We start from the raw sequence: 24,271 nt of genomic DNA, 5'->3' as shown, positions 1-24,271 counted from the left end.
TGGCCAATTCGATCCCGCGCTGGGGATCCAGTTCGATTTGGTGGCACAGTTGCAGGTCGGGGGCATCCCAAGCCAGCAGCTCGGCGTCCGCCAGACCAGCGCAATCATCCGCAGAAGTGTGGCGGGCAATCTCGATGGCCGCTTCAACGGCGGCACGAATGGCGGGTTTGCTCAGATCGGTGGTCGAGGAAGATCCCTTGCAACCATCGCGATAGACGGCGATGCCGAGGGCGCCATCTTTATTGAATTCAATGCTTTCCAGTTCACAACCCCGGGTGTTCACCGACAACCCGGTCTGCTTGCTGATGGAGACTTCGGCCAGCGAGGCGCCCAGTCCTTTGGCTATCTCCAGGGCTTCGGCAACCACGGCCTCGAGATGGGCTTGATCCTGGCGGATTTGGTCTTGCTGATCCATAACTCACATCTGTATGAAAGAAGGAAAGGGGGGTAAGCATATCAGACCCCTGCGTCCAGCGGGAGAAGCTGGTAACATATCCGCCAAACGTGAATGACAGGAATCAAGAGACCGATGAGTCAATATCAAGACGACAACGAGTTCGAAGACTGGGGCCCCAGCAAGAGCCAGCTCAAGCGCGATGCCGAAGCATTGCAGAAAATGGGGGAAGAGATCGTCTCCCTCAGCCACAGCGAGCTGGAAAAAATCCCGTTGGATGAAGAGCTTGCAGAAGCTGTCGAGCTGGGTCGCAAACTCAAGCCGAAGAAGGATGAGTCCTTCCGTCGCCATCTGCAGTTCATCGGCCGCCTGATGCGCAGCCGCGATATCGAGCCGATTGCCGAAGCACTCTCCATCATCAAGAACCGTCACTCCACCGTGAATGCACGCCTGCATCGCCTGGAGCAGTGGCGCGAGCGCCTGATCACCGAAGGTGACAGCGCCCTCAACGAGCTGATGTCCCAGTTCCACGAGCTGGATCGCCAGAAGCTGCGCCAGCTGATCCGCTCCGCCAACAAGGAGCGGGAGCTGAACAAGCCGCCGGTCGCCTACCGCGAGATGTACCAGTATCTGCGCGGCGAGATCGAAGACCTGCTGTGATCCCCGAAACACGCCTCCCCTCGCGGAGGCGTGTTTCTATTGATGCCTTTTCCTCTCCACATCCCCCGCCATCCCTGCACGTTTAATATATCCACCACTTCGCTACCCCAACCATAACGGCCCATCTCAACAGCCCCGTTAAATCGCAGCTTCAGAGCAGTTAAAGACAAATCCGTTAACAACTTGGCATCATTTTGTTTGACATATTGAACGGCCTTGGCAGACTGAAGAGAGGATCCATGCCGTCGCTGCCCAGGCTGACCAACGATTCTGTCACCCGGCCCGACGCGGGATCCCATGACCATGCCTTGAGGCATGCCCTTGCCCTGCCGGTTTGCAAGGGCCTGCCCAAGGCGCAGGATGAGACTTCAACGCCAAGGATAATTAAGGTGCCCTATGCCAAATCCCCAGCCTCCCGCCACCCGTAAACCTGTCGTGCTGATGACCATGGGCGCCCAGCCCCGCAACGGCCACGCCTATCAGGTGATGACCCACAAATACATCATGCCGCTGGTGGAGATAAGCGGCTGCGTCCCGCTGCTGGTACCCACCTGCTGCGGCACCGCCGATCTGGAGCAGTATCTGGATCTCGCCGATGGGGTCTATCTGAGCGGCGCCGGTTCCAACATCGATCCGGCCCTCTACGGTCAGGAGAACCTCACCCCGGAAAAACAGCAGGACAGGGATCGCGATCTGTTCGATCTGCCCCTCATCAAGGGGGCGCTCGCCCGTGGCTTGCCGATCCTCGGTATCTGCCGCGGAATGCAGGAGATCAACGTGGCGCTGGGGGGAGACATCCATCAGAAGGTCTATAACGAGCCGGGTTATGACGATCACCGGGAGGATGCCGACGATCCGGTCGACGAGCAGTATGGGCCGAGCCATCAGATCAAACTGCTGCCCGGCAGCTGGTTTGCCAAGCTGATGGGGGAAGAACAGATTCCGGTCAACTCCCTGCATGGGCAGGGCATCAACCGGTTGGGGAAGGGTCTGGAGCCGTTGGCCCACGCCGAAGATGGGCTGATAGAGGCACTTCATGCTCCCGCACTGTCACCCTTTTTGCTGGCGGTGCAGTGGCATCCGGAGTGGAAAGCCAATGAAAACCCCCACTCCATCAAGATCTTTCAAGCCTTTGGCGATGCCTGCCGCCAACGCAGTGCATTGATGGCAGCGAGTTAACCCCTCATCGATTCAGTCGCCAAACCCGCGCGCCTTGAGCTTGGGCAGTCCACCCCGCTCGGGGCGCAAGGTGCGGCAGATATCCATCCCCTTGAGCCCGCGCTGGATATGGTCAGGCGAATGACCAAACACCATGCCGTTGCTGCGGTAGAGGTTGTTGTCATCCAGCTCGAACTTCTCGCCGCCGATCAGCAACTGCTCGCGGCCATTGACCGTATCACCCCGCTTGATGGGAACCTTCATGTCGCTCAGCACCTCGCCGGTGGCACACCCCTCACGCCAGCGCGCCTCGCTGGAGAAGGGGGTAATGGCTATTTCACGCCAGGAGCCATCCCGGAATTCGACCCGATACTTCTCGGCCAGCAGGTCGCAGCCAACCAATGGCAACAGGGCCATCAAACAGATGATTTTCTTTGAAAATTTCACTCAATCGCACTCCTTTGCCCGGTTCTGCACAGGATAAATAAATTGCCGCCCCAACGCACCATTTCCCCGCGCCGCAGCAGCTATGCTGGAAATAAAACCACAATAAGGTGCTGCTATGGCTGGCGAAAACCTCACCGCGCTACCGACGCTGATCTGGATTGGCGAACACCCGTTCTGGACCCTGCTCACCCTCTCCCTGATGCTGATCCACTTCTGGCGCCGTCCGGGACAGCGACGGGAGCTGCTCTCCAAGCTCAGTTTCGTGATGATAAGCGCGGTGGTGATCCTGCTGATCCAGCTGGAAGGGGGCTGGTTCAAACTGCCGCTGCCCCATCAATTGCTGATCGAGATCTCCACCCTGCTGGCCGGCCTGATACTGGTCAAGATATGGGGGATCCTGCTGTTCGAGTTTCTGCTCCCCCTCTGCCATGTGCGGATCCCGCGGATCATCGCCGATATCGTCATCACCATCGGCTATATCGGCTGGGGTCTGTTTCGCCTCTACGCCTCCGGCATGGCGCTCGGGGAGATAGTCACCACCTCGGCGGTGATCACTGCGGTCATCGCCTTCGCCATGCAGGACACCCTGGGCAACCTGCTGGCCGGGGTCTCCATTCAGCTCGACAACTCCATCGCTATCGGTGACTGGCTGCAAGTCGACACCACCCAGGGCCGGGTGGTGGAGATCAACTGGCGTGCCACCACCATCGAGACCCGCAACTGGGAGACAGTCGTCATCCCCAACAGCCACCTGCTCAAACAGCGCTTCACCGTGCTCGGGCGCCGTCGTGGCGAACCCTTGCAGTGGCGGCGCTGGGTCTGGTTCGATCTGACCCTGGATACCTTGCCGACCCAGATCATCGCGCTGATCGAGAAATCCCTGCGGGAGACCAAGCTCCCCTGCGTCGCCAAGCACCCGCAACCGGACTGCCTGCTGATGAACGTCGAAGGAGGGATTGCCCGCTATGCGGTGCGCTACTGGCTCACTGACCTGGCTCGCGACGATCCGACCGACTCCATGGTACGCAGCCTGATCGATGCCGCCCTGCGCCGCAACGATCGCCGCCTCACCCCGCCGATCTTCAACGTTTTTATGGCCAAGGAGAAGCAGCATCTGGATGCCCGCCACAAGCGCCACACCGCCGAACGAACCGATACCCTGCGCAAGCTGCCGCTGTTTGCCATGTTGCAGGAGAACGAGCTGCTCCAGCTGGCCGATCAGGTGAAGTTCGCCCCCTTCGTCAGCGGCGACATCATGCTGGAGCAGGGGGATGTCTCCAGCTGGCTGTTCGTACTGGTCAAAGGGGAAGCCGAGATGGTGGTCAATGTCGAAGGGCGAGAACTGAAGCTTGGTACGCTCAACGCGGGAGACTTTTTTGGCGAACTGAGCCTGCTCACCGGGGAGCCCAGCTCCTTCACGGTGCGGGCGGTGGCCACCGTCGAAACCTATCGCATCAATCAGGCAATGTTTCAGGAGCTGGTGATGCAGCGCGAGACGCTGGTCGAGCCCCTCTACCGGGTGCTGAGCGACCGCCAGCAGGAACAGCGGGCGTTGCTGGAGCGGGAGGCGGAAGCCATGAAACAGCCACCACAACAGCTTGATCTGCTTGATAAACTGATGAAGCTGTTCGGTGGAAGATGACGTAGCATGGCATCGTATTGAGGACGTGAAGAGAGAACAGCAGCCATGTTACTGACAACCCTGGCCCTTGCCGCCAGCCTGCAATTTGATTGTCCCGCCACCATCGAGACTCACCAGCAGCTGCTGACCCCGCAGCAGGGCTGGCAGGCGTTCACCCGCAATGACGATGGCAAACCGGACGAAACCCTCAGCCACCGGCTCGATAATCTGGCCCTGTTCGACGGAGATCCTGCCGAACTGGCCCAACTCAAACCGGATAATGGCGACAGCGACGAGATCCACTACTGGAGCCAGCTCGATAGCAGCCTGCGCCCGCTCTATCTGGTCTGCCGCTATCAGAACAGCGCCATCACCCTGCAGCAGGCGCTGCCCGTCGGCATCAGTTACTGCCGCGTCAACCAGCGCGACCGCTACACCCTGCTCGGGCTGGTTTGTCGCAAATAGCGGGCGTAACCCCTTGCCATATATCGCTATTCGCTGACAGCCATTACCGCCTGAGCCGGGCCACCCGCCAGCGCCATCAGAGCAGCAGCTCGGCCAGATCCTCCAGAGCCGTCAGCTCCACGTCCGGCAACAATTGCAACTGTTGCCACGGTTGTTGCCGCTCGTTGAGCCAGGCGGCGCGAAAGCCGTGGAGGCGAGCCCCCAGTACATCCGTCTCGGGATGATCCCCCACATGGAGGATCCGCTCCGCAGGCAGCTTGAGGGCACTGCGGGTCTGCTCAAACATATCAGGGGCAGGCTTCATTCTGGCATTCATCCCTGCCTTGCAGACCAGAGTGAAATAGGGCTCAAGCCCTGCCTGCACCAAATCCAGATTGCCGTTGGTGATCACCACCAGCGGATAGCGTTCGGCCAGTCTGGCCAGCAGCTGATGAGTGGACTCTCTCACCTCGATCTTCGAGCGCTCTGCCAGAAACGCAGCAAACACCTGCTCCGCCTCGCGGCTGGCCTGCTGGTCGGCCATCCCCCCCTCGACCATGGCGGTACGGATGGTCTGCTGACGCGCCAGGCTGACATCGTGGCGCAACTCGGGGTTGGCCAGCAACACGGCGCGTTTTAACTCCAGCCAGCGCGGCTTGTCGAGCATGGCGGTGGCCAGATACTCGCTGCGCAGATGGCTCAGCATCCACTGCTCGGCGCGCACGATGGCGGGGCCGTTGTCATAGAGGGTGTCATCGAGGTCAAACGAGATGGCAGCAACCGGCTGCCAGCGGCGATAGAAGTGCATGGACTCTCCTCTGCAACGGGGCTCATGGCCCGTTATTCATCGTCCTGCGCATCCGGGTCACGCTTGGCCCTGGGGTGGGCGCTGTCGTAAACCTTGGCCAGATGCTGGAAGTCGAGGTGGGTATAGATCTGGGTGGTAGAGAGGTCGGCATGACCCAGCAGCTCCTGCACTGCCCGCAGATCGCCGGAGGACTCCAGCATATGGGTGGCGAAGCTGTGGCGCAGCTTGTGGGGATGGACGTGGGCGTTGAGCGCTTGCTTATTGCCCCAGCCATCGAGGCGGGCTTGCACCGAACGGGCCGACAGCCGCTGCTTGCGGCTGGAGACAAACAGCGCCTCGCTCTCGTCCCCGGCCAGCAGCGGGCGCACCTTGAGCCACTTCTGCAACCACTCGACCGCCATCCGGCCGATGGGCAGCACCCGCTCCCGCGAGCCCTTGCCAGTCACCTTGAGCTGACGGTCGTCGAGCTTCAGATCCACCAGATTGATCCCCACCAGCTCGGCCAGACGCAGCCCTGAAGAGTACATCAGCTCCATGATGGCGCGATCCCGCACCGCCAGCGGATCCTGCTCGTCGGTGATGTTGAGCAGTTGGTGCATCTCGTCCACATCGAGGTTTTTCGGCAGCGGCCGCCCCTGTTTGGGGGTGACGATGCCACGGGCCGGATTGGCGGTCAGCCGCCCCTGCCGCACCTGCCAGTCGCAAAAGCTGCGCAGGGCAGAAACCTTGGTGGAAAGGGAACGAGGAGCAAGGCCCCCCTTGTGCATCCGGGTCACCAGAGTGCGCACCTGACTCGCCTCGAGCCGACCCCAGTCAGTGAGCCCGAGGGCCACCAGCTCGGCGGTCATCGCCTCCAGATGGGCTTGATAGTTATTGCGGGTATGAGGGCTGAGCTGACGCTCGACCCTCAGGTATTCGATAAAGGCCGCCAGCTCGTCCGCCAGTGCCGCAGGCAGTGGCGGTGCGACGACGGGAGCTTTGGCGGGAACCCTGGCCGGTGTTCTAGCCATGAGTCAACTCGGGCAGACGCAGTTGCAGCAGGCGCCCCAGTTGGCCCAGCAGCAGGGTGTCGTTGTGGGGAGTAAAGTGGCCGGGATCCGAGCTGGCGAAGGCCAGCACGCCGAGATCGCCGAGCCGCATCAGGGCCACCGAGTTGACCAGCACATCGTGGCCAAACAGTGCCTGCTTCTCGCTCTGGCTCAGGCGGCCAAAGTAGTAATCCTGCCCCGGCAGACGCTGACCCAGCAGGGATTCAAGCTGCTTGCCCTGCGCCAGAAAACGCTGCTCTGGCCCGCTCAGGGCAAACTTCTTGGGATTGAGCCAGAGCCGCAGCCCGGTCAGGCGCAGCCGCTGGACAAAGGCCTTGCCCATCACGGCACTCACCTCGAACAGGGTCTGGCAACCGTACAGCTCGCCGTAGAGATCGGCATAGACCCGAAAGATCCGCTCGTTCTCGCTGGCGATCCCCATCAATTCGGTGATCTCCTGCTCCAGCTGTTCGATCCGCTCGCGCTGACGCTCCAGCTGGCGCTCGACCAGCGAGACCGACCCTTTGCGTTCATGGGGAATGCGGATCCGGTCCAGCACGGCGGCATGACGTTGGAAAAACTCGGGATAACGGGCCAGGTACTCCAGCACAGTGGCTTCATCCACCGATTGCTCCTGCCGTTTGAGTTCGCTCATAAATTGGTTGATCCATCAGAGAAATGGGGCTCGCTGCCCCGACATCATGGGCAAAGGGGGCCAACGCCCCCCGTACCTGAACCTTTATCGGCTAAACCTCTATCTGGCCGTCAAACACATGCTCGGCGGGACCTGTCATATAGACCGGCTGGCCCGGCCCCTTCCAGGCGATGGTCAGCTTGCCGCCCGGCAGGCTGACGGTGACCCGCTCCTTGAGCTTGCCCTGACTGATGCCAATCACCGCCGCCGCACAGGCACCGGTGCCGCAGGCCAGGGTCTCGCCACAGCCCCGCTCGAATACACGCAGTTTGATCTCGGTGGCATTGACCATCTCCATGAAGCCGACGTTGACCCGCTCGGGAAAACGCTCGTGGCGCTCCATGATGGCACCGAGCGTCTCGACCGGTGCATCGGCGACCGAAGGCACCTCGATGACGCAGTGGGGATTGCCCATGGAGACCACGCCACACATCACGGTATGCTCCTGCGCCCGCAGCAGATAGGTTTTCTCTGCCTTCTGGGCCCGGAACGGGATCTTGCCCGGCTCAAACTGGGGAACACCCATGTTGACCGTGACCTGATTCTCCCCCTCCAGCTGCAACACGATGCGACCCCGGGCGGTACTGACCGCGATGCGATCCCGGTTGATCAGCCCCTTGATACGCACGAAACGGGCAAAACAGCGGGCGCCGTTGCCGCACTGTTCCACCTCGCTGCCATCAGCATTGAAAATGCGATAGTGAAAGTCGAGTTCAGGGTCATAGGGCGGCTCCACCAGCAGCAGCTGGTCAAAGCCGATCCCGAAGTGGCGATCTGCCAGCTTCTTGATGACGTCATTGCTGAAAAATACCTTCTGGGTGACGCCATCCACCACCATGAAGTCGTTGCCCAAGCCATGCATCTTGGAAAAATCTATCAACATCGTGCATTCCTGTGCTGTTAGGGCTGTAAAAACTCACCGTCAACCGTTATGAAATCATTGTCCCAGACTGCGCCATCAGGGCAGCAGGTGCTCACCGCGCCAGAGATCGGCCAACTGCTCACGCTCGCGGATCAGGTGTGCTTCGGCACCATCCACCAGCACTTCGGCTGCGCGCGGACGGGTGTTGTAGTTGGATGACATGGTAAAGCCGTAGGCACCGGCCGAGCGCACTGCCAGCAGGGAACCCTCGGCAATGGCCAGAGTGCGCTCCTTGCCGAGGAAGTCGCCGGTCTCGCACACCGGGCCCACCACGTCATAGAGCGCGGGAGCATGACCGGCACGGCTATCCACCTCGATGATGTTCATCCAGGCGCCGTAGAGCGAGGGGCGCAACATGTCGTTCATACCGGCATCGATCAGCGCGAAGTTGCGGGTTTCGCCCGGTTTCAGGTACTCGACCCGGGTCAGCAGCACGCCGGCATTGGCGACGATGGCACGGCCCGGCTCGAACAGCAGGGTCAGATCCCGGCCCGCCAGCTTCTGCTTCAGCGCTTCGGCATACTCGGTCGGATGGGGTGGCTGCTCGGAACCATAGTTGACCCCAAGGCCGCCCCCCACGTCCAGATGATGGATATGAATGCCTTCCGCCGCCAGACCATCGATCAGCCGCAGCAACTTGTCAGCCGCTTCCATAAAGGGATTCAATTCAGTGAGTTGCGAGCCGATATGGCAATCCACCCCGACGATCTCGATGTTCGCCATCGCGGCCGCCTTGCGATAGATGGCGGGCGCCAGCTCGATGGGAATGCCGAACTTGTTCTGCTTGAGGCCAGTGGAGATATAGGGGTGAGTACCGGCATCGATATCCGGATTGACCCGAACCGAGACGCGAGCCTTCTTGCCCATGCTGCCCGCCACCCGATTGAGGCGCTCCAGCTCTGCTTCCGACTCCAGATTGAAACAGAGGATCTCTTTATCCAGCGCGAGGCGCATCTCGGCTTCACTCTTGGCGACCCCAGAGAAGACCACTTTGCCCGGATCACCGCCCGCCGCCAGTACCCGCGACAGCTCGCCACCGGAGACGATGTCAAACCCCGAGCCCAGACGGGCCAGCAGGTTGAGCAGCGCCAGGTTGGAGTTGGCCTTCACCGCGTAGCAGATCAGATGGGGAATATCGCCAGCGGCCTTGTCGAAGGCGTGCCAGTGGCGCTCGAGGGTCGCACGGGAGTAGACGTAAAGCGGGGTACCGTACTGCTCGGCAAGCTGTTGCAGCGAGGTTTGCTCGGCCTGAAGCTGGCCGTCGGCGTCGTAGTTAAAGTGATCCAAGGGGGCGGTTCCTTCCTAGAATGGGTGCGGCATTAGTGCGGCGCGGCCTCGGTGGCAGCCTCAGTGGTCGCAGGCGGTGCTGCTTGCTGTGTACTCTGGCTCTGTGGCTGCTCGGGGGGCGGCATATAGAGCGGCCCCTTCAGACCGCACGCGGCCAACCCGAGGGACAGAAGAGTGGCAAGCAGACACTTGGTGAACTGGGTGATCATAATGGTTCGCTGCGAAAAAATTTTTGGCCCTCTATAATCGCACTCACATTGTTAAAAGCAACAGGATAAACCGATGAAGGATCACGAGTATCACGCCCTGACCGACGCCTTTTTCCAATATGTGGAAGACACGCTCGACGAGGGGTATCCAGATATCGACTGCGAACGCAACGGCGGCGTATTGACCCTCTCTTTCGAGAACAAGACCAAGGTCATCATCAACAAGCAGGAGCCACTGCACCAGATTTGGGTCGCCACCCGCGAGAACGGCTTCCACTTCGAACTGCAGGGTGACACCTGGATCGACAACCGCTTCGGCCACGAGCTCAAGGCGCTGCTGAGCCAATCCTGCACCGCCCAGGCTGGCGAAGAGGTGGTGTTCCCATGATCGACCTGCACCCGCAGGGCGCCCGTCACGCGGTGATCTGGCTGCACGGGCTGGGTGATTCCGGCGCCGGTCTCGCCCCACTGGTGGACGCGCTGGATCTGCCCGCCGAGCTACCGGTGCGTCACCTGCTGCCGAATGCCCCCGAGCGCCCCATCACCATCAACATGGGCTACAAGATGCGCGGCTGGTACGACATCAAGAGCTTCGAGGATCCCGCCGAGCGGGCCGTGGAGTCCCATGTCCGTGACTCGGCCGACCAGATTGCCGCATTGCTCGATCAGCTGGTGGCCGACGGGTTTGCCCCCGAGCATATCGTGCTGGCAGGCTTCTCTCAGGGCGGAGTGATTGCCTCCTTCACCGCGCTGCGCTATCAGGCACAGCTGGCGGGCCTGCTCTGCATGTCCACCTATCTGGCAGCCCCAGACAAGCTGCTCGGCGAGATGAGCGAGGCTGCTCGCACCCTGCCCATCTGCTACATGCACGGCATCTACGACGATGTGGTGAGCCTGTCGCTCGGTTGGGATGCCAAGAACCGGCTGGAAAGCGCCGGACTCGCCCCCGAGTGGCACGAGTACCCGATGCGCCACGAGATCTGCCGTCCGCAGCTCGGCGACATTCGCAGCTGGCTGCTGGCCCGCCTCGGCGCGTGAGCCCTTCCGGCAAAGCAAACGGCCTGCATCTGCAGGCCGTTTTTTATGGCGATACCAACTGACGGGTCAGCCCACTTCTCGAGCGGGCGGCACCTGTTCGCGCAGAGTGCCCTGACTGCGATAGGGGATCACATCCAGTTCGCCATTCACTTGTACTATCTCGTAGTACTGGGGCAGGTTGAAGTTGATGAACTGCCCATCATCGCTGAACCGCTCGTGATTGGAGGTGTAGAAGCGGTTGACCCCCGCCACCAGCTCATCCTTGTTGCCGGCAAAGTGCTGGTAGATCTCCACCCGGTTCGCCTCATCGAGGATATAGATGTTGGTGCCCGCATCCCGGGTATCGAAGAAGAACTGCACCAACCCTTCGCTGGCGTAGGCATCGACGATGCTCGGCAGATGCTGGCTGTGGGTCTTGTCGAGCCGCAGCGGCAGGTGATCCAGCTTGTTGTGGGAGATGTGACGGTAAAAATCGATGGCGTTTTCCAGCTTCTTCACCGACACCCCGCGCCGCTCGAAGAAGATGCCGTACTTCTCGCGGCCAAGGGCCATGGTCTTGACCAACTGCTGCTTGTCGCGGGCAAGGCGCAGATCGATACACTCCGCCACCAGCGTCTGGAAACGGGAGCGCACCAGAGAACGGAAGTGCTGGCTGTAGCAGAACACCTCGATCATCTCGGGGGCGGCGGCATCCTGATGCATCTTGCCGAGGATGGTGGTGAGGGCATCGACCACAGCTTCATCCCCCTGGAAGTGCAGGGTACGGATCTCGCTCCAGGAGTTGCGATAGACCAGATCCACCGAGCCCACCAGACACTCCTGATTGCGACCAAACGAGAAGACATCCACGGTATTGGCGTCAAATTCGATCACCTGACCGACCCAGTGACTGGTCGGGTCCATCTCCAGATTGAGGAAGATGGAGAGCTGACGGATCTCGCACGGCCGGCTGAGGGCCAGGTTGGTGGCCAGTGGGTACTTCTCGGGGAAGCAGCCGGAGAGATCGCGGCAGAACTGGTGCAGATTGTCGATGTGCAGATCCGAACCCTGATTGAACAGGTGCACCCGCGACTGGGGCGTCAACAGATCGTTGAAGTAGGCCCAGGAGACCAGCTTGCTGATGTAGCCGTTGAACTCCAGCGGCGCACGGCCAATGATGTCCACCGGCTCCAGCGAGTGTTTGTAGAGATACCAGCCGGCGCGGTTGAGGCGACCGTGGGGCACCTGCACGAAGCTGAGGTCCGGCTCGCTGAGATCAGGCGCGATCTTGAGGTTGATACGCTGCACCTTGCCCGGCAGGCTCTCGAACGCGGCGTAGAGCTTGCGCGACAAAATGCCGATATCTTCCGGGTTGATCGACTCGCTGATGTTGTTGCGGCGGGCGAACTGGATCAGATTGCGGTAGCTCTGCATCAGGGCTTCCAGCAGCTCGGCGTGAGCGATCTTCACCTCTTCGATCTTCCATTCGTGGCGATGATCGAGTTGATAGAGTTTGTCCTGACTCCAGCCCCAGTAGGAGACCAGCTGGCTCATCTGCTCGCGGCGCCACTCGGGGGAGTGATCATCCTTGGGATGGCTGAGACCGTCGCACACCTTGAGGTAGAAACAGCGGCGCACCAGATCGAGCCGCGCCATGTCGCCGATGGACTTGAGGTAGTTGGTCACCTTGTCCAGCATCAGACAGTAGTTGTCGAGCCGGTAGTGCATCCCCTCGTTGTGCTGGAACCAATCGCGACCAATCATCGACAGCAGGCGGGTATTGGGATACTCGTGGGAGTAGGCTTCCATCAGCACCGACTTGAGCACCGCCTTGTAGGGAGAGTCGATCCCCTTGTAGAGCTGCCACAGGGCGGAGCCGAAATACTCTTCGGCCGGAATACGGTCAAAACTGCCGAGATCGAGCCAGTCGTCCTGCTTGAGCTTGCCGCTCCCGAACAGCTCGTTCACATACGCATCGTAGTGATCATCACATTCGGTGGGCACCAGATACCAGATCAAGCGTTTGCCCGCGATACGCATGGCACTGCGGTAGAACTCGTCGAGCAGCAGCAGGTGCTGGGCACTGCCGCAGCTCTCCCCCTGCATCTGGGCATCGTTGGTCTGGCGGAACTTGTCTTCCGGGATCAGGAAGAAGTTGAGATCGACCCCGCGCTGTTCGGCCCACTTGGAGAGTTGCTGGCACTTCAGCTCCAGCAGATCGAGCCGCTCCTGCGACAAACCGGCCACGTGGCAGACCCAGATATCGAGATCGGAGTGACAGCATTGACCGATGGAGGAGGTGCTGCCCATGGAGTAGAGCCCCTGAATAGCTCGATCATGGGTTGCCAGACCGCTCTGACAGTTGGCGTTGCGGCAGAGGTCATCGATAAAGGCTTGCTGCTCGTCGGTGGCGCTGAAGCTCCAGATGCCATGAGGGACATCACCGGAGACATAACCGGGCAGCAGGGGGTGATTGAAGTGCAGCATGACAGGCAGCAGTTGGAATACCTGCTGCCCATAGCGACTCATGAGGCCTAACGCCCGTTGCGTCTTGAGACGGGTAATGTCGTCATAACGCGCAACCAGCGTATCGATGTGTTCCTGCAATGCCCTGCCTATCACCTAAGTGAAAATGACGCACCAAAAGGGGGATACGTCAAAAAAGTGTGATCATGTTAACAATGCAAACAGCGGTGGTAAACAAGCCTTCAGCTAAACGCCAGATTATTTCTGGTATGACCACATCAAGTATCAGGGGAAATCATTAAATTCCAATACATTCAATGAATTAATCAACACCACTTGCTTAATGAAAATCATTTTCAGCATGCATTTTTGAGCTTGGCCCCGCTTTTGCCGGCTCCGCCATGAAAGCCCGGGCAAAGGGTGGTAATATCGATTTCCTTCTAAAAATGAAACAACTGATTGATATGGCAGCCCGAACCCTGAAAATTGCCACTCGCAAGAGCCCGCTGGCCCTGTGGCAGGCCAACTTTGTCAAAGACCGGCTCGAAGCCCTGCACCCGCAGTTGCAGGTCGAACTGGTGCCCATGAGCACTCAGGGTGACAAGATCCTCGATACCCCGCTGGCCAAAGTGGGCGGCAAGGGGTTGTTCGTCAAGGAGCTGGAGACCGCCATGCTGGAAGGACGGGCCGATATCGCCGTTCACTCCATGAAAGACGTTCCGGTGGAGTTCCCCGAGGGGCTCGGTCTGCACACCATCTGCGAGCGGGAAGATCCCCGCGACGCCTTCGTCTCCAATCGTTTCAAGGCCATTGCCGAACTGCCGCAAGGGGCCGTGGTCGGCACCTCCAGCCTGCGCCGCCAGTGCCAGCTGCGCGCGGCGCGCCCGGATCTGGTGATCCGCGACCTGCGTGGCAACGTCAACACTCGCCTCGCCAAGCTGGATGCCGGTGAGTACGACGCCATCATCCTCGCCGCCGCCGGTCTGAAACGACTGGAGATGGCGCACCGCATCACCGCCTTTATCGAGCCTGAGCAGAGCCTGCCCGCCAACGGTCAGGGGGCTGTCGGCATCGAATGCCGCCTCGACGATGTTGAGCTACACGCTCTGCTGGCACCGCTGGAACACGCCGAGACCCGCGCCCGGGTGCTGACCGAACGCGCCATGAATCGCGCCCTGCAAGGGGGATGTCAGGTGCCTATCGGTGCCTACGCACTGGTCGAAGGTGAGCAGATCTGGCTGCGCGGTCTGGTGGGTAGCCCGGATGGCAGCCAGGTGATCCGTGACGAGATCCGCGGTCCGCTGGCCGATGGTGAGGCCCTCGGCGAGCAACTGGCCCAGCGCCTGCTGGCCGCCGGTGCCGACGAGATCCTCGCCGAGGTCTACCGCGCATGACCCCGCTGGTGGTGCGTCCGGCCGCCCAGGCCGCCGAGCTGGTGCAGTTGCTGCGCCAGCACGGCCATGCACCGCTCTGCTGCCCGCTGCTGGAAACCGTGGCGGGCAGCGAACTCCCTCTCCTGCCCAACCTGTTGCGCAGTGCTGACGCGGTTATCGCCGTCAGCATCCATGCCGTTCATTTTGCACACGATTTTCTGTTGCAAACTGGTCAGACCTGGCCACATATTGAGTACTTTGCGGTGGGTCAGGCCAGCGCAGATGCGTTTGCCGCCATCGGCATCACGGCAAGTTGCCCGGATGACCCGCGTAGCGAAGGGCTACTGGCCCTGCCCGCCCTGCAGCAGGTAGCAGACAAACGGGTACTGATCCTGCGCGGTAATGGCGGGCGGGATCTCATCGCCAGCACGCTGGCCTCACGCGGTGCTCTGGTGCACTATTGTGCGGCCTATGAGCGCCACTACCCCGAGCTAGACGGGGACAGATTGACCCGCCACTGGCAGGCCGCGGGGCTGGACAGCCTGCTCATTACCAGTGGTGAACTGTTGCAACGCCTGCTGGAGCTGGTTCCCACCAGCCAGCAGCCCTGGCTTTTTGACCGCCTGCTGGTGGTCCCCAGCCCGCGCGTGGCCGAGATGGCCCACTCCGCGGGCTTTATCCATATCACGATTGCCCAAGGTGCATCCAACCAGGCCCTGACGGCCGCACTGGAACTGAGGAAGATGGAATGACAGAACAACAAGAATCCCAGGTCAAACCCCAGCCGACCGCTGCGGTCAATGGCAGCAAGAGCCGCTCCGGTGCCGTACTGGGAGGGGTTGCCATCCTGCTGGCCCTTGGCCTGACCGGCGGTCTCTATCTGCACGGTCACAAGAATGCCGTTGCCCAGCAGGCCGAACTGGCCCAGCTCAAGCAGCAGCTGGCGAGCGCCCTGAGCAAGATCGACAAGACCAGCAGCAAGGATGCCGAGCAGCTGGCCGCGCTGGATCAAACCCAGCAGCGGCTGCAGGGGGAGATGCAGGGTCTGCAGAACCGGGTACTGGATCTGAATGACAAGCGCCCCAACGACTGGATGCTGGCCGAATCCGAGTATCTGGTACGGATGGCGGGCCGCAAGCTGTGGCTGGAGCATGACCTCGTCTCCGCCATCACATTGCTCGGCAATGCCGACGAGCGGATCGCCGCCCTCAACGACCCCAGCCTGATGCCGATCCGCAAGGCGCTGGCCGAGGATATCGCCAAGCTCAAGGGGATGCCGCGCATCGACCGCGAGGGGCTGACCCTCAAGCTGGCGGCGCTGTCCGACCAGATCGAGCTGCTGCCCCTCTCCACCGTCAGCATGCCGGAAGCCAAGGCCGAGCCGGATCAGGCGGTCAGCACCAATCCCGACGAGTGGGAGAGCAACCTGAAGAAGAACTGGGTCAAGTTCACCGAGAACTTCGTCACCATCCGTCGCCGCGATGGCGCGGTCGAGGCGCTGCTCTCACCGCAGCAGGAGATCTTCCTGCGTGAAAACCTCAAAACCAAGCTGTTGCAGGCCCAGCTCTCCGTCTATCGCGAGCAGCAGGCGCTCTACGAAGACAGCCTGGACAAGGCCCAACGCTGGCTGACCCAGTATTTCGATACCGACAACAGCGCCACCCGCTACATGCAGGGCGAGATCGACAAGCTCAAAGGTGAGCAGATCCAGATCGACTATCCGGCCCAATTCAAGACCCAGGCCATGCTGGAGCAGGTGCTGACCGAACGCCTGCAACGCATTCTGGCCAGCAGCTGAGGAGGGCACCATGATCCGTATAATCATTCTGGTTGCCGTGATGGTCGCAGGGCTGATCTTTGGCCCGCAAGCCTCCGGTAACAAGGGCTATGTGCTGATTGCCCTTGGCAATTACACCATCGAATCTTCCGTCACCAGCGCGGTGATCCTGGCCGTGCTGTTCTACGGCGCCCTGCTGATCGTCGAGTGGCTGCTGGGTCGGGTATTCGGCCTGCGCCGCAAGACCCTAGGCTGGTACGGCTCACGCCGCCGCCGCAAGGCCAATCAACAGACCGTCGCCGCCACCCTGGCAATGGCCGAAGGGCACTACAGTCAGGCTGAAAAGCTGATGATCAAGGGGGCCAGCAACAGCGACACCCCGCTGCTCAACTACCTGAGCGCCGCCAAGGCGGCACAGGCCCGTGGTGACGACGCCCGCCGGGATCAATACCTGCAAAAAGCGCAGGAGGAGAACCCCAAGGCCGAGCTGGCGCTCACCCTGACCCAGACCCAGTTGCAGATTGAGCAGGGCCAGTACGATACCGCGCTGGCGATGCTGGAGTCGGTCTACGCCCTCAACCCGCGCCACCCCATGGTGCTGGATCAGCTGCGTCAGGTACATCTGGCCCGTCAGGACTGGAGCGCCCTGTGCGACCTGATCCCGGCAATGCACAAGGTAGGCAAGCTGACCCCGAAACAGGAAGAAGATCTGCTGCAACAGGCCTGGTCTGGTCGCCTGCGACAAGCTGCCGGCAGCCTCGAGACCCTCAAGGCGGTGTGGCAGGATCTGCCGCGCAAGCTGCGCCTCGAGCCAGAGCTGCTGGCCTGCTACGGCGATCTGCTGCGCCAGCTGGGCGCCGATGGCGAGGCCGCCACCCTGTGGCAGGAGGCGCTGCGCAAACAGCCGATGCCCCAGTTGCTGGCTCGCCTGCCCAAGCTGAAACTCGACAGCTACCAGCCGCTGCTGGCACTGCTGCAAAAACAGCAGGGGCAACCGGAGGTGGACACCGCACTGGCCCAGCTCTATCTGCTGGCAGGTCAACTGGACGATGCCCAGAAGCTGCTGGAACAGGAGGTGGAGCGGGCGCCGAGCGCCGCCGCCTATCACGCTCTCGGCCAGCTGATGGACAAACGCCGCCTCACCAACAAGGCCAACGAGTACTATCGTCAGGCACTGGAACTGGCGGGGATCTGATCCCCGGTAAACAGAAACGCGAGAGGCTGCATGATGCGGCCTCTTTTTTTATCTCTTCGCCCTGCCCTCGTCAGGTGGTGAGCCGCTCCAGCTCGCCGATCAGCCAGATGGCCTCGGCACGGTGGCTGCCGCACACATCCATCATGGGGCGAAAACCGCCGCACACCGCTGGCCGCTCCGGTTGACCGAAGATCTTGCAGCCAAGGGCGCTATCGAGCTGGATACAGGGGACGCCAGCCGGTTTGCCATCTGGCATACCGGGAATGGCACTGCTGATACTGGGGGCGATGCAACAGGCAGCGCAGCCACTACGACACTCCATAGACTCCACTCCTTTGGGACGGTCTGAGCTACCATAGCCGAAGCGGCGGCACAAACGTAGCTGGCGCACAACAAAAAGCCCGACCGCACGGGCGATCGGGCTTCAGACAACACAGCCGGTTCAGTGAGCCATCATCACAGGATGATATCGCGTACCACGCTGTCTTTGCGCTCAAGATAATGGATCGACTTGATACGACGAATGGTGCGCGACTTGCCACGGATCAACAGAGTCTCGGTGGTCGCCATCACGCCATCGCTGGTGATACCATCCAGCAGATCACCCTTGGTGATGCCAGTAGCGGAGAAGATGACGTTGTCATTCTTCGCCATGTCTTCCAGCTTGAGCACCTTGTTCACATCGATACCCAGCGCTTCGCAGCGGGCAATTTCCTGCTCGCCCAGCGCACGCACTTCCGGGCTGTCACCCTTGACGCGGTGACGCGGCACCAGACGGGCCTGCATGTCGCCATCCAGCGCGCGGATCACCGCAGCGGAGATCACCCCTTCCGGTGCGCCGCCGATGCCATACAGCATGTCGACTTCGCTGTCCGGCAGACAGGTGAGGATGGAGGCGGCAACGTCACCATCAGGAATGGCGAACACCCGCACGCCCAGACCCTGCATCTCCTTGATTGCCTTGTCATGACGCGGCTTGGCCAGAGTAATGACGGTCAGACGGGAGAGCGGCTTGCCCAGCGCCTTGGCCACGGACTTCAGGTTCAGCTCGAGAGCCTGATCCAGGTCGATGGCGCCTTTGGCCTTGGGGCCGACGATCAGCTTTTCCATGTACATATCAGGCGCTTTCAGGAAAGAACCCTTGTCGCCCACCGCCAGCACGGCCAGCGCGTTGGCCTGACCCATGGCAGTCATGCGGGTACCCTCGATGGGATCGACCGCGATATCCACCGCGTCGCCGTGTCCGGTACCGACCTTCTCGCCGATATAGAGCATCGGCGCTTCATCAATTTCACCTTCGCCGATCACAATCTCACCATCGATCTCGATCTGGTTGAGAATGTGGCGCATGGCCGCTACGGCCGCCCCATCAGCGATATTCTTGTCACCACGTCCGAGCCACTTGTAGCCAGCCAGTGCAGCCGCTTCCGTCACTCGGGAAAACTCGATTGCCAGTTCACGTCTCATCGCATATCCAACCTATGGAGCTCGAAAACGGGCGGCATTCTACCACAAGGGCAAACCTTTGCGCACAAAAGTAGCCGCTGCGAGCAAGAATGTAGCCAATTCATCCAATTGCAACCCAATTGCCATCGACTCTTCATCCAACTGTCACCCCGCTGTCATCCCTGCTGCCTAGCATGACCCCGTTTTCAAAACAAAAGCTTGCAACACCACAAGGGATTAAGATGAAAAAGCTGACTGTAGTGGCACTGGCTCTCACCGCAGCCTTCCAGGCTCAAGCCGTTGAAGTGTACAAAAATGACACCTCCATGCTGGATCTCTATGGCCGTATCTACGCTGGCCAATTCTTCGGCGACAAAAAAGAAAACGTCGATACTGCCAATCCGAATGGCACCAAGGATTACAGCGCCAAGCAAGGGGCAAACCAGTTTGTCCGTTTCGGTGCCAAGGCCGAGACCCAGATCCAGAGCGGCCTGAAGGCTCTGGCCCAGTACGAAGTGCAGATGTACATCAACGACAGCGAAAAGACCTTGGGTAAAGATGGAAGCACAGACAACCTGCGCACCCGTCTGGCCTTTGCCGGTGTCGGCGCTGACTGGGGTACCGTGACTTTCGGTCGCCAGAAAGGGGCCCCGGGCTTCCTGGCCGACTGGACTGATGTCTCCCTCTCCGACGGCTACGGCAACGAAGCGCTGGGCGCCAAGACTGACACCTTCGCCACCAACCGCGCTGGTTCCGTGTTGAAGTATTCCGGCCTGTTCAATGGCTTCCAGTTTGATGCCAGCTACAAATTTGATGGCGGCCAAGAAGAAGACAAGAGCAGCAACAAGACCTCCGCAGCTGACCCAGCCTATGGTGCAGCCGTGGCTTACACCTTCCCGTTCAATCTGTCTTTGGGTACCGCCTACAACGTTGGCCAACGTCAGGAAAAGAATACCGAAGACGCCAAACTGTGGCTGATCTCTGCCAAGTTCGACAACAAGGCGGCCTATGCGGCTCTGAGCTATGCCGATGGCTCTGACTTTGTCCAAAGTGGCACCGACCATACCGGCTGGGAAGCCGCGCTGGGCTACAACTTCGAGAACGGCTTCGGTCTGATGGCCCTGTGGAACAAACAGGAGCAGGAAGTCACTGGCGGCAAGAAAACCGATGCCATTGACTACTACACCCTGGGTGCCCAGTACAAATTCAACAAGAACCTGCGGGTGATTGGCGAGTACCGCATCAACAATCTGGACAGCGTTGCCGGCAAAGCGACTGCCAACAAGGATGACTTCCAGCTGGCTGCCCGCTACGACTTCTAATCGAGGTTTTGCGGATCCCCAAAGCGCGATGGCTTGCCATCGCGCTTTTTGCTGAGCGTCGCTCACGACCGGAGAAAGTGGCCTAGGCTCAACAGTAGATGTATCGCCGGAGAGATGATCATGGTCAGGCTGCCTTTCGTCCTGCTGTTGCTGCTGGCTCTTCCCGCTCACGCCCTCTCTATCGCCATGGTGCTGTGGCGCGGTGAAACCGCAGCCGAAGCGGGCTTTCGGGCAGAGCTGACCCGCCTTGGCTATCAGGCCACCATCACCACCTATAACGCCGATCAGGATCGTACGGCGCTGGCAACCATGCTGCGCCAGCAGATGCTGCCGAAACTGGCCGAATACGACTACATCTACACCTTTGGCACCACCGCCACCACCATGACCAAGAGTCTGGTGGCAAACCGCAAGCCACTGATCTTCAACGTGGTATCCGATCCTGTCGGGGCTGACATCCTCTCGGAAGACAAAGCCCAGAACAGCATGGTGGCCGGGGTAAGCAACATGGTGCCGATGGCACTGCAACTGGCCAACGCCAGCGAGCATCTGGCCACCGGAAAACGGCTGCTGCTACCCTTCAACCCCCGTGAGCAGAACACCCTGCTGGTGGCCGATATGCTGCTCAATGAAGCGAAACGCTATCAGTGGCAGATGGTCACCTGGCGAATGGCCCCTGACCCACGGCGGCTGGACAACGAACTGAAGCGGCTGCAACAGGATGCCAAAAACGACATCGTCTTTCTGGCCGCAGACAGCTATCTGCTCTCCATCGCCCCCCGCCTGCTGAATGCGCTCAACGCAGCTGCCATCCCTACCATCTGCAGTGCCGAGCTGTTCGTCGAACACGGCTGCAGCGTTGGCACCATCAGCAGCTACGAAGCGCTGGGCAAGATGGCCGCCGGGATCATCCACCGCCACCAGCAGGGAACAGCACTGCAGGATATACCGCTGCAGACCGATCCCCATCCCAAACTGGTGCTGGGGCAGCTGGGTAACGCCACCACGCAGGAGGCGAGCCCCGCAAAGCCGAAGCCTTGATAAAGATCTCGGCCAATCAGGCTCCGGGCGGGTATGCTGTTGACCCCCATCGCCCGAGAGCCCTTTCCCATGAGCACCACCGTCTTTTTTGCCGTTCTTCTGGCAGCCCTGCTTCACGCCAGCTGGAATGCGCTAGTCAAAATTGGCGAAGAGCGGCTGGTGGGCGTGTCACTGGTGGCGATCTTCTCAGGGCTTATCGCCGCCGTGGCGCTGCTGCCCATGGGGCTTCCCTCTGCTGCCGAGCTGCCCTGGCTCTGCCTCTCAGTCCTGCTCCATATCGGTTACTGCCTGTTTCTCAGTCATGCCTACAATCAGGGCGATTTTGGCCAGATCTATCCGCTGGCCCGTGGCAGTGCCCCGCTGCTCGCCATGGCGTTAAGTGCCATATTGCTGGGGGACTACCCCGGTTACGGCGGCCTCATCGGCGCCTGCGTGCTGATCATGGGGGTCTTGCTGATGGCCTGGCGAGGTGGGCAGCAGCGCCTTGCCAGCAAAGCGGTTCGGGCAGCACTGATCACGGCCATGTTCACGGCGACCTATACCCTCTCGGATGGAGCCGGCGCCCGCGCAGGGGGTGAACCGGTACGCTACACCCTCTGGCTCTTTGCCAGTACCGGGCTGGCGATGCTGCTGGTGCTGATCGTCCACCAGAAACGCAACGCATGGCGCCAGATCCGTCGCCATGCGATGGCGGGAATGGCAGGAGGTGCCATGTCACTGCTCGCCTATGGGATTGTTATCTGGGCCATGACCCAAGCCCCCATTGGCGTAGTCGCGGCTCTGCGCGAAAGCAGTGTGCTGTTTGCCATGCTGCTCTCAGTCTGGCTGCTGAAAGAGCCGCTCGGGCGCATGCGGCTGACGGCGGCGGCCATTATCACTGGCGGCGTGCTGCTGACCCGGCTGGGAGGATAAACGCTGTCGCCATTGGTGCGGATTTATCAGGCAGGATGGCGTAATTCATTCCGCCAAATATGCCGAATACCAATAATGGAAATAAGTGTCGGCCCGGGCGTAAATGTTTACATCCGCAACGTATCAATTAACTGGCAGGTCTGTTTATTTCAACCACAGCTTCATTCGGGAAACTTACCTGCCCAGCAGCATTAATGATAAAATCGTTCACAGTTAATTTTCGGCAACGCTGACCAATACCGCGCATGGCACAGACCATGCCGCTCCGCCCATACATTCATTGACCGCCTGACGGGTAAGCCAGCCCGGTCAGAGATGACCCGATCGCGCCCGCCACAGCAGGATGGCATGGCGCTACCGCGTTATTAATGGGTCCGGTTTCGTCTGTTTAATTTTTGATTATTTTAAATCCAGCACCATCAGGGAGTTTTTAATATGTCGGCAAAAAAGCTGAAGTTGGGCGCCTTTATATTGATGATATTAACATCTGTATTTGGCGTCACTAATATCGGGATCGGTTTTTACCGAATGGGATATGCCGCCATTCCGATGTTCGTGATCGGCGGACTGTTCTTCTTCATCCCGTTCATTTTGATGATGATCGAATTCGGCACCGGCTTTCGCAAAGAGGCGGGCGGCATCTTTACCTGGATGCGCCACTCGGTCTCGACTCGATTCGCCTTTATCGGTCTGACCATGTGGTTCGCCTCCTACGTCATCTGGATGTTTGGTAAGGCGCTCTCCATGTGGGTGCCCCTCTCCTTCATGCTGTTTGGCCGCGACATCACCGTCATCCCGGTCACCCTGAGCACCGGCATCGACTTTGGCCCCTTTATTCTGGGTGTGGTCGCCATCGCGCTGGTTGCCACCGTCACCAAGCTCATCACTCTGGGCAGCGCCCGCTTCGCCAAAGTGGCGGCCATCGGCGGCCTCTCCGTGGTGGCACTCAACGTGTTGCTGCTGGTCGGTGGCGTCTTCACCTTCGCGGTGAGCGGCATGACTCTGCAGGAGCCCTTCACCCAGGCATCGCTGACGGCCTCTCCAAATGCCGCTTTCAACGACATCATCCCCTTCCTCGGCTTTATGGTGTTCGCCATCTTCGCCTACGGCGGGGTCGAGGCGATGGCCGGGGTGGCTGACGAGCTGGAAGATCCCGAGCGCGACCTCAAGCGCGGCATCTTCCTCTCCGGCGCCTTCATCGTGCTCTGCTACATCATCGGCTTTCTGGCGGTCGGATCCATCATGCGCTGGAACGACTTCCCGGCCGAGGGGATCACCTCTCTCTCCGCCCTCTTCATCATCATGCTGGAGCTGGGGCGCCATCTCGGGGGCGAGTGGCTGGGGCAGGTGTTCATGCGCTTTGCCGGATTGGGCATGTTCCTGAGCTATCTGGGTGCCTTTATCGCCCTCTCCTACGCGCCGCTACGCCAGTTCATCACCGGCACCCCGAGTTACTTCTGGCCGGAGCGTTTCCAGCGCGAGAACGAGAATGGCGTGCGCATTGAAGCCCTCAAGGTGCAAGCCTGGGTGGTCTGTCTGTTCATTGCCGCCAAGTCCATCTTTACCCTGATCAACCCGGAAGGGGCCGCCGCCCTCTACGAGCTGATCATCACCATGACCAACGTCGGCATGACCCTGCCCTACATGTTCCTCATCTACGCCTGGTATCGCTATCGCAACAACCCAGCGCTGGGCAAGGACCTGATCTTCTTCAAGAGCGCGGGTTCCGTGCTGCTGGCTACCATCATCAGCCTGATCCTGGTCGCCTTCGGCAACGTCTTTACCGTGGTCGCCCCCTTTATCTCCGGCGATATCTCCACCGGCGTCTGGACCATCATTGGCCCGCTGCTGTTCGTGGTGATCGCCATGCGATTCAAGATCAAGCAGGAAGATGCCCACTAACCGGCAGGCAATGCTCCATGCCAATCGGGACCGTTCTGGTCCCGATTTTTTTAGCGCTGGCTTCCGCTCATCATCACGGCCAGCCCATAGTTTCAATGCAAAAAAAAGACTCCATTAAGACCTCTTTTACGCTCTCCTCGCCGTCAAA

25 protein-coding genes are annotated in these 24,271 nt (G+C 60.3%); 14 read left to right on the top strand and 11 right to left on the bottom strand.

Annotation, left to right across the window (positions count from 1 at the left end; all coding sequences use genetic code 11):
• Window positions 1–415: PmbA/TldA family metallopeptidase (locus tag AB5Y85_RS00495; protein WP_368221047.1), on the bottom strand; the 415-nt coding region annotated here is incomplete at its 3' end.
• Window positions 416–529: 114 nt separating this feature from the next.
• Between AB5Y85_RS00495 and yjgA the strand changes: the two genes are divergently transcribed.
• Together yjgA and AB5Y85_RS00485 are read left to right on the top strand one after the other, a co-directional pair.
• The gene (gene yjgA / locus AB5Y85_RS00490) at window positions 530–1,054 is read left to right on the top strand and encodes a ribosome biogenesis factor YjgA (RefSeq protein WP_005336359.1); all 525 of its coding nucleotides are present in this window, start codon (window positions 530–532) and stop codon (window positions 1,052–1,054) included.
• A 396-nt stretch (window positions 1,055–1,450) separates the two neighbouring features.
• A complete protein-coding gene (locus tag AB5Y85_RS00485) occupies window positions 1,451–2,233 on the top strand; it encodes a gamma-glutamyl-gamma-aminobutyrate hydrolase family protein (protein ID WP_257686522.1) in 783 nt (260 codons plus the stop codon).
• A gap of 12 nt (window positions 2,234–2,245) precedes the next feature.
• Here AB5Y85_RS00485 and AB5Y85_RS00480 read toward each other — a convergent pair whose 3' ends face one another.
• A complete protein-coding gene (locus AB5Y85_RS00480; RefSeq protein WP_041236100.1) occupies window positions 2,246–2,629 on the bottom strand; it encodes a hypothetical protein in 384 nt (127 codons plus the stop codon).
• 145 nt (window positions 2,630–2,774) lie between these two features.
• Here AB5Y85_RS00480 and AB5Y85_RS00475 point away from each other — a divergent pair, with 145 nt between their 5' ends.
• Window positions 2,775–4,301 (top strand): cyclic nucleotide-binding domain-containing protein, encoded by a 1,527-nt coding sequence (locus tag AB5Y85_RS00475; RefSeq protein ID WP_257686521.1) that lies wholly within the window; start codon window positions 2,775–2,777, stop codon window positions 4,299–4,301.
• Between the two features lie 45 nt (window positions 4,302–4,346).
• Window positions 4,347–4,745: an STY0301 family protein gene (locus AB5Y85_RS00470; protein WP_227272890.1), complete on the top strand. Its 399-nt coding sequence runs from the start codon at window positions 4,347–4,349 to the stop codon at window positions 4,743–4,745.
• A gap of 76 nt (window positions 4,746–4,821) precedes the next feature.
• Here the strand turns inward: AB5Y85_RS00470 and AB5Y85_RS00465 are convergent, their stop codons facing one another.
• The 6 genes from AB5Y85_RS00465 to AB5Y85_RS00440 all read right to left on the bottom strand — a co-directional run bounded on the left by AB5Y85_RS00465 (window position 4,822) and on the right by AB5Y85_RS00440 (window position 9,672).
• Entirely contained in the window at window positions 4,822–5,532 is a 711-nt protein-coding gene (locus AB5Y85_RS00465; protein WP_257686520.1) for an HAD-IA family hydrolase, read from the bottom strand.
• 32 nt (window positions 5,533–5,564) lie between these two features.
• Window positions 5,565–6,542 carry a tyrosine recombinase XerC gene (xerC, locus tag AB5Y85_RS00460; protein ID WP_234922494.1) on the bottom strand — a complete coding sequence of 326 codons (978 nt, stop codon included), beginning with the start codon at window positions 6,540–6,542 and terminating at the stop codon, window positions 5,565–5,567.
• Window positions 6,535–7,215, bottom strand: coding sequence for a DUF484 family protein (locus AB5Y85_RS00455; RefSeq protein ID WP_005336370.1), 681 nt, complete (start codon window positions 7,213–7,215; stop codon window positions 6,535–6,537). Before AB5Y85_RS00455 ends, xerC begins: the two co-directional genes overlap by 8 nt.
• A gap of 91 nt (window positions 7,216–7,306) precedes the next feature.
• Entirely contained in the window at window positions 7,307–8,137 is an 831-nt protein-coding gene (gene dapF, locus AB5Y85_RS00450; RefSeq protein WP_307772240.1) for a diaminopimelate epimerase, read from the bottom strand.
• A 75-nt stretch (window positions 8,138–8,212) separates the two neighbouring features.
• The gene (gene lysA / locus AB5Y85_RS00445) at window positions 8,213–9,463 is read right to left on the bottom strand and encodes a diaminopimelate decarboxylase (protein WP_075112955.1); all 1,251 of its coding nucleotides are present in this window, start codon (window positions 9,461–9,463) and stop codon (window positions 8,213–8,215) included.
• A gap of 32 nt (window positions 9,464–9,495) precedes the next feature.
• Complete coding sequence (locus AB5Y85_RS00440) at window positions 9,496–9,672, bottom strand: lipoprotein (RefSeq protein WP_257686519.1); 177 nt, start codon at window positions 9,670–9,672, stop codon at window positions 9,496–9,498.
• 73 nt (window positions 9,673–9,745) lie between these two features.
• Between AB5Y85_RS00440 and cyaY the strand changes: the two genes are divergently transcribed.
• Together cyaY and AB5Y85_RS00430 are read left to right on the top strand one after the other, a co-directional pair.
• Window positions 9,746–10,060: an iron donor protein CyaY gene (gene cyaY / locus AB5Y85_RS00435; RefSeq protein WP_069554181.1), complete on the top strand. Its 315-nt coding sequence runs from the start codon at window positions 9,746–9,748 to the stop codon at window positions 10,058–10,060.
• Window positions 10,057–10,710, top strand: coding sequence for an alpha/beta hydrolase (locus tag AB5Y85_RS00430; RefSeq protein ID WP_257686518.1), 654 nt, complete (start codon window positions 10,057–10,059; stop codon window positions 10,708–10,710). The genes cyaY and AB5Y85_RS00430 overlap by 4 nt, the downstream gene beginning before the upstream one ends.
• Window positions 10,711–10,776: 66 nt before the next feature.
• Here the strand turns inward: AB5Y85_RS00430 and AB5Y85_RS00425 are convergent, their stop codons facing one another.
• Window positions 10,777–13,296, bottom strand: coding sequence for a class I adenylate cyclase (locus tag AB5Y85_RS00425; protein WP_257686517.1), 2,520 nt, complete (start codon window positions 13,294–13,296; stop codon window positions 10,777–10,779).
• 323 nt (window positions 13,297–13,619) lie between these two features.
• On the opposite strand from AB5Y85_RS00425, the gene hemC reads away from it, so the two are divergent.
• The 4 genes from hemC to AB5Y85_RS00405 are packed head-to-tail and all read left to right on the top strand — an operon-like array spanning window position 13,620 to window position 17,500.
• On the top strand, window positions 13,620–14,549 hold the full coding sequence (hemC, locus tag AB5Y85_RS00420) for a hydroxymethylbilane synthase (RefSeq protein ID WP_139740585.1): 930 nt from the start codon (window positions 13,620–13,622) through the stop codon (window positions 14,547–14,549).
• A complete protein-coding gene (locus tag AB5Y85_RS00415; protein ID WP_257686516.1) occupies window positions 14,546–15,280 on the top strand; it encodes a uroporphyrinogen-III synthase in 735 nt (244 codons plus the stop codon). Before hemC ends, AB5Y85_RS00415 begins: the two co-directional genes overlap by 4 nt.
• The gene (locus AB5Y85_RS00410) at window positions 15,277–16,326 is read left to right on the top strand and encodes a uroporphyrinogen-III C-methyltransferase (RefSeq protein WP_257686515.1); all 1,050 of its coding nucleotides are present in this window, start codon (window positions 15,277–15,279) and stop codon (window positions 16,324–16,326) included. The genes AB5Y85_RS00415 and AB5Y85_RS00410 overlap by 4 nt, the downstream gene beginning before the upstream one ends.
• Window positions 16,327–16,336: 10 nt before the next feature.
• Window positions 16,337–17,500: a heme biosynthesis HemY N-terminal domain-containing protein gene (locus AB5Y85_RS00405; RefSeq protein WP_257686514.1), complete on the top strand. Its 1,164-nt coding sequence runs from the start codon at window positions 16,337–16,339 to the stop codon at window positions 17,498–17,500.
• Window positions 17,501–17,570: 70 nt separating this feature from the next.
• Here AB5Y85_RS00405 and AB5Y85_RS00400 read toward each other — a convergent pair whose 3' ends face one another.
• Both AB5Y85_RS00400 and glpX read right to left on the bottom strand, forming a co-directional pair.
• A complete protein-coding gene (locus tag AB5Y85_RS00400; protein ID WP_005336384.1) occupies window positions 17,571–17,822 on the bottom strand; it encodes a YkgJ family cysteine cluster protein in 252 nt (83 codons plus the stop codon).
• Between the two features lie 134 nt (window positions 17,823–17,956).
• Window positions 17,957–18,967 carry a class II fructose-bisphosphatase gene (glpX, locus tag AB5Y85_RS00395; protein WP_005336386.1) on the bottom strand — a complete coding sequence of 337 codons (1,011 nt, stop codon included), beginning with the start codon at window positions 18,965–18,967 and terminating at the stop codon, window positions 17,957–17,959.
• Window positions 18,968–19,188: 221 nt separating this feature from the next.
• On the opposite strand from glpX, the gene AB5Y85_RS00390 reads away from it, so the two are divergent.
• The 4 genes from AB5Y85_RS00390 to yjeM all read left to right on the top strand — a co-directional run bounded on the left by AB5Y85_RS00390 (window position 19,189) and on the right by yjeM (window position 24,123).
• Entirely contained in the window at window positions 19,189–20,268 is a 1,080-nt protein-coding gene (locus tag AB5Y85_RS00390; protein ID WP_005355196.1) for a porin, read from the top strand.
• 120 nt (window positions 20,269–20,388) lie between these two features.
• The gene (locus tag AB5Y85_RS00385) at window positions 20,389–21,309 is read left to right on the top strand and encodes an ABC transporter substrate-binding protein (RefSeq protein ID WP_257686513.1); all 921 of its coding nucleotides are present in this window, start codon (window positions 20,389–20,391) and stop codon (window positions 21,307–21,309) included.
• Window positions 21,310–21,342: 33 nt separating this feature from the next.
• The gene (locus tag AB5Y85_RS00380) at window positions 21,343–22,221 is read left to right on the top strand and encodes a DMT family transporter (protein ID WP_307772239.1); all 879 of its coding nucleotides are present in this window, start codon (window positions 21,343–21,345) and stop codon (window positions 22,219–22,221) included.
• Window positions 22,222–22,656: 435 nt separating this feature from the next.
• Window positions 22,657–24,123, top strand: coding sequence for a glutamate/gamma-aminobutyrate family transporter YjeM (gene yjeM / locus AB5Y85_RS00375; RefSeq protein ID WP_257686511.1), 1,467 nt, complete (start codon window positions 22,657–22,659; stop codon window positions 24,121–24,123).
• Window positions 24,124–24,271 lie beyond the last annotated feature (148 nt).

The organism is Aeromonas sp. R3-1, from assembly GCF_040908345.1.
Classification (GTDB): domain Bacteria; phylum Pseudomonadota; class Gammaproteobacteria; order Enterobacterales; family Aeromonadaceae; genus Aeromonas; species Aeromonas veronii.
The sequence above is the reverse complement of the archived record's forward strand: the minus strand, read 5'-3'. Positions and strand labels throughout refer to the sequence as shown.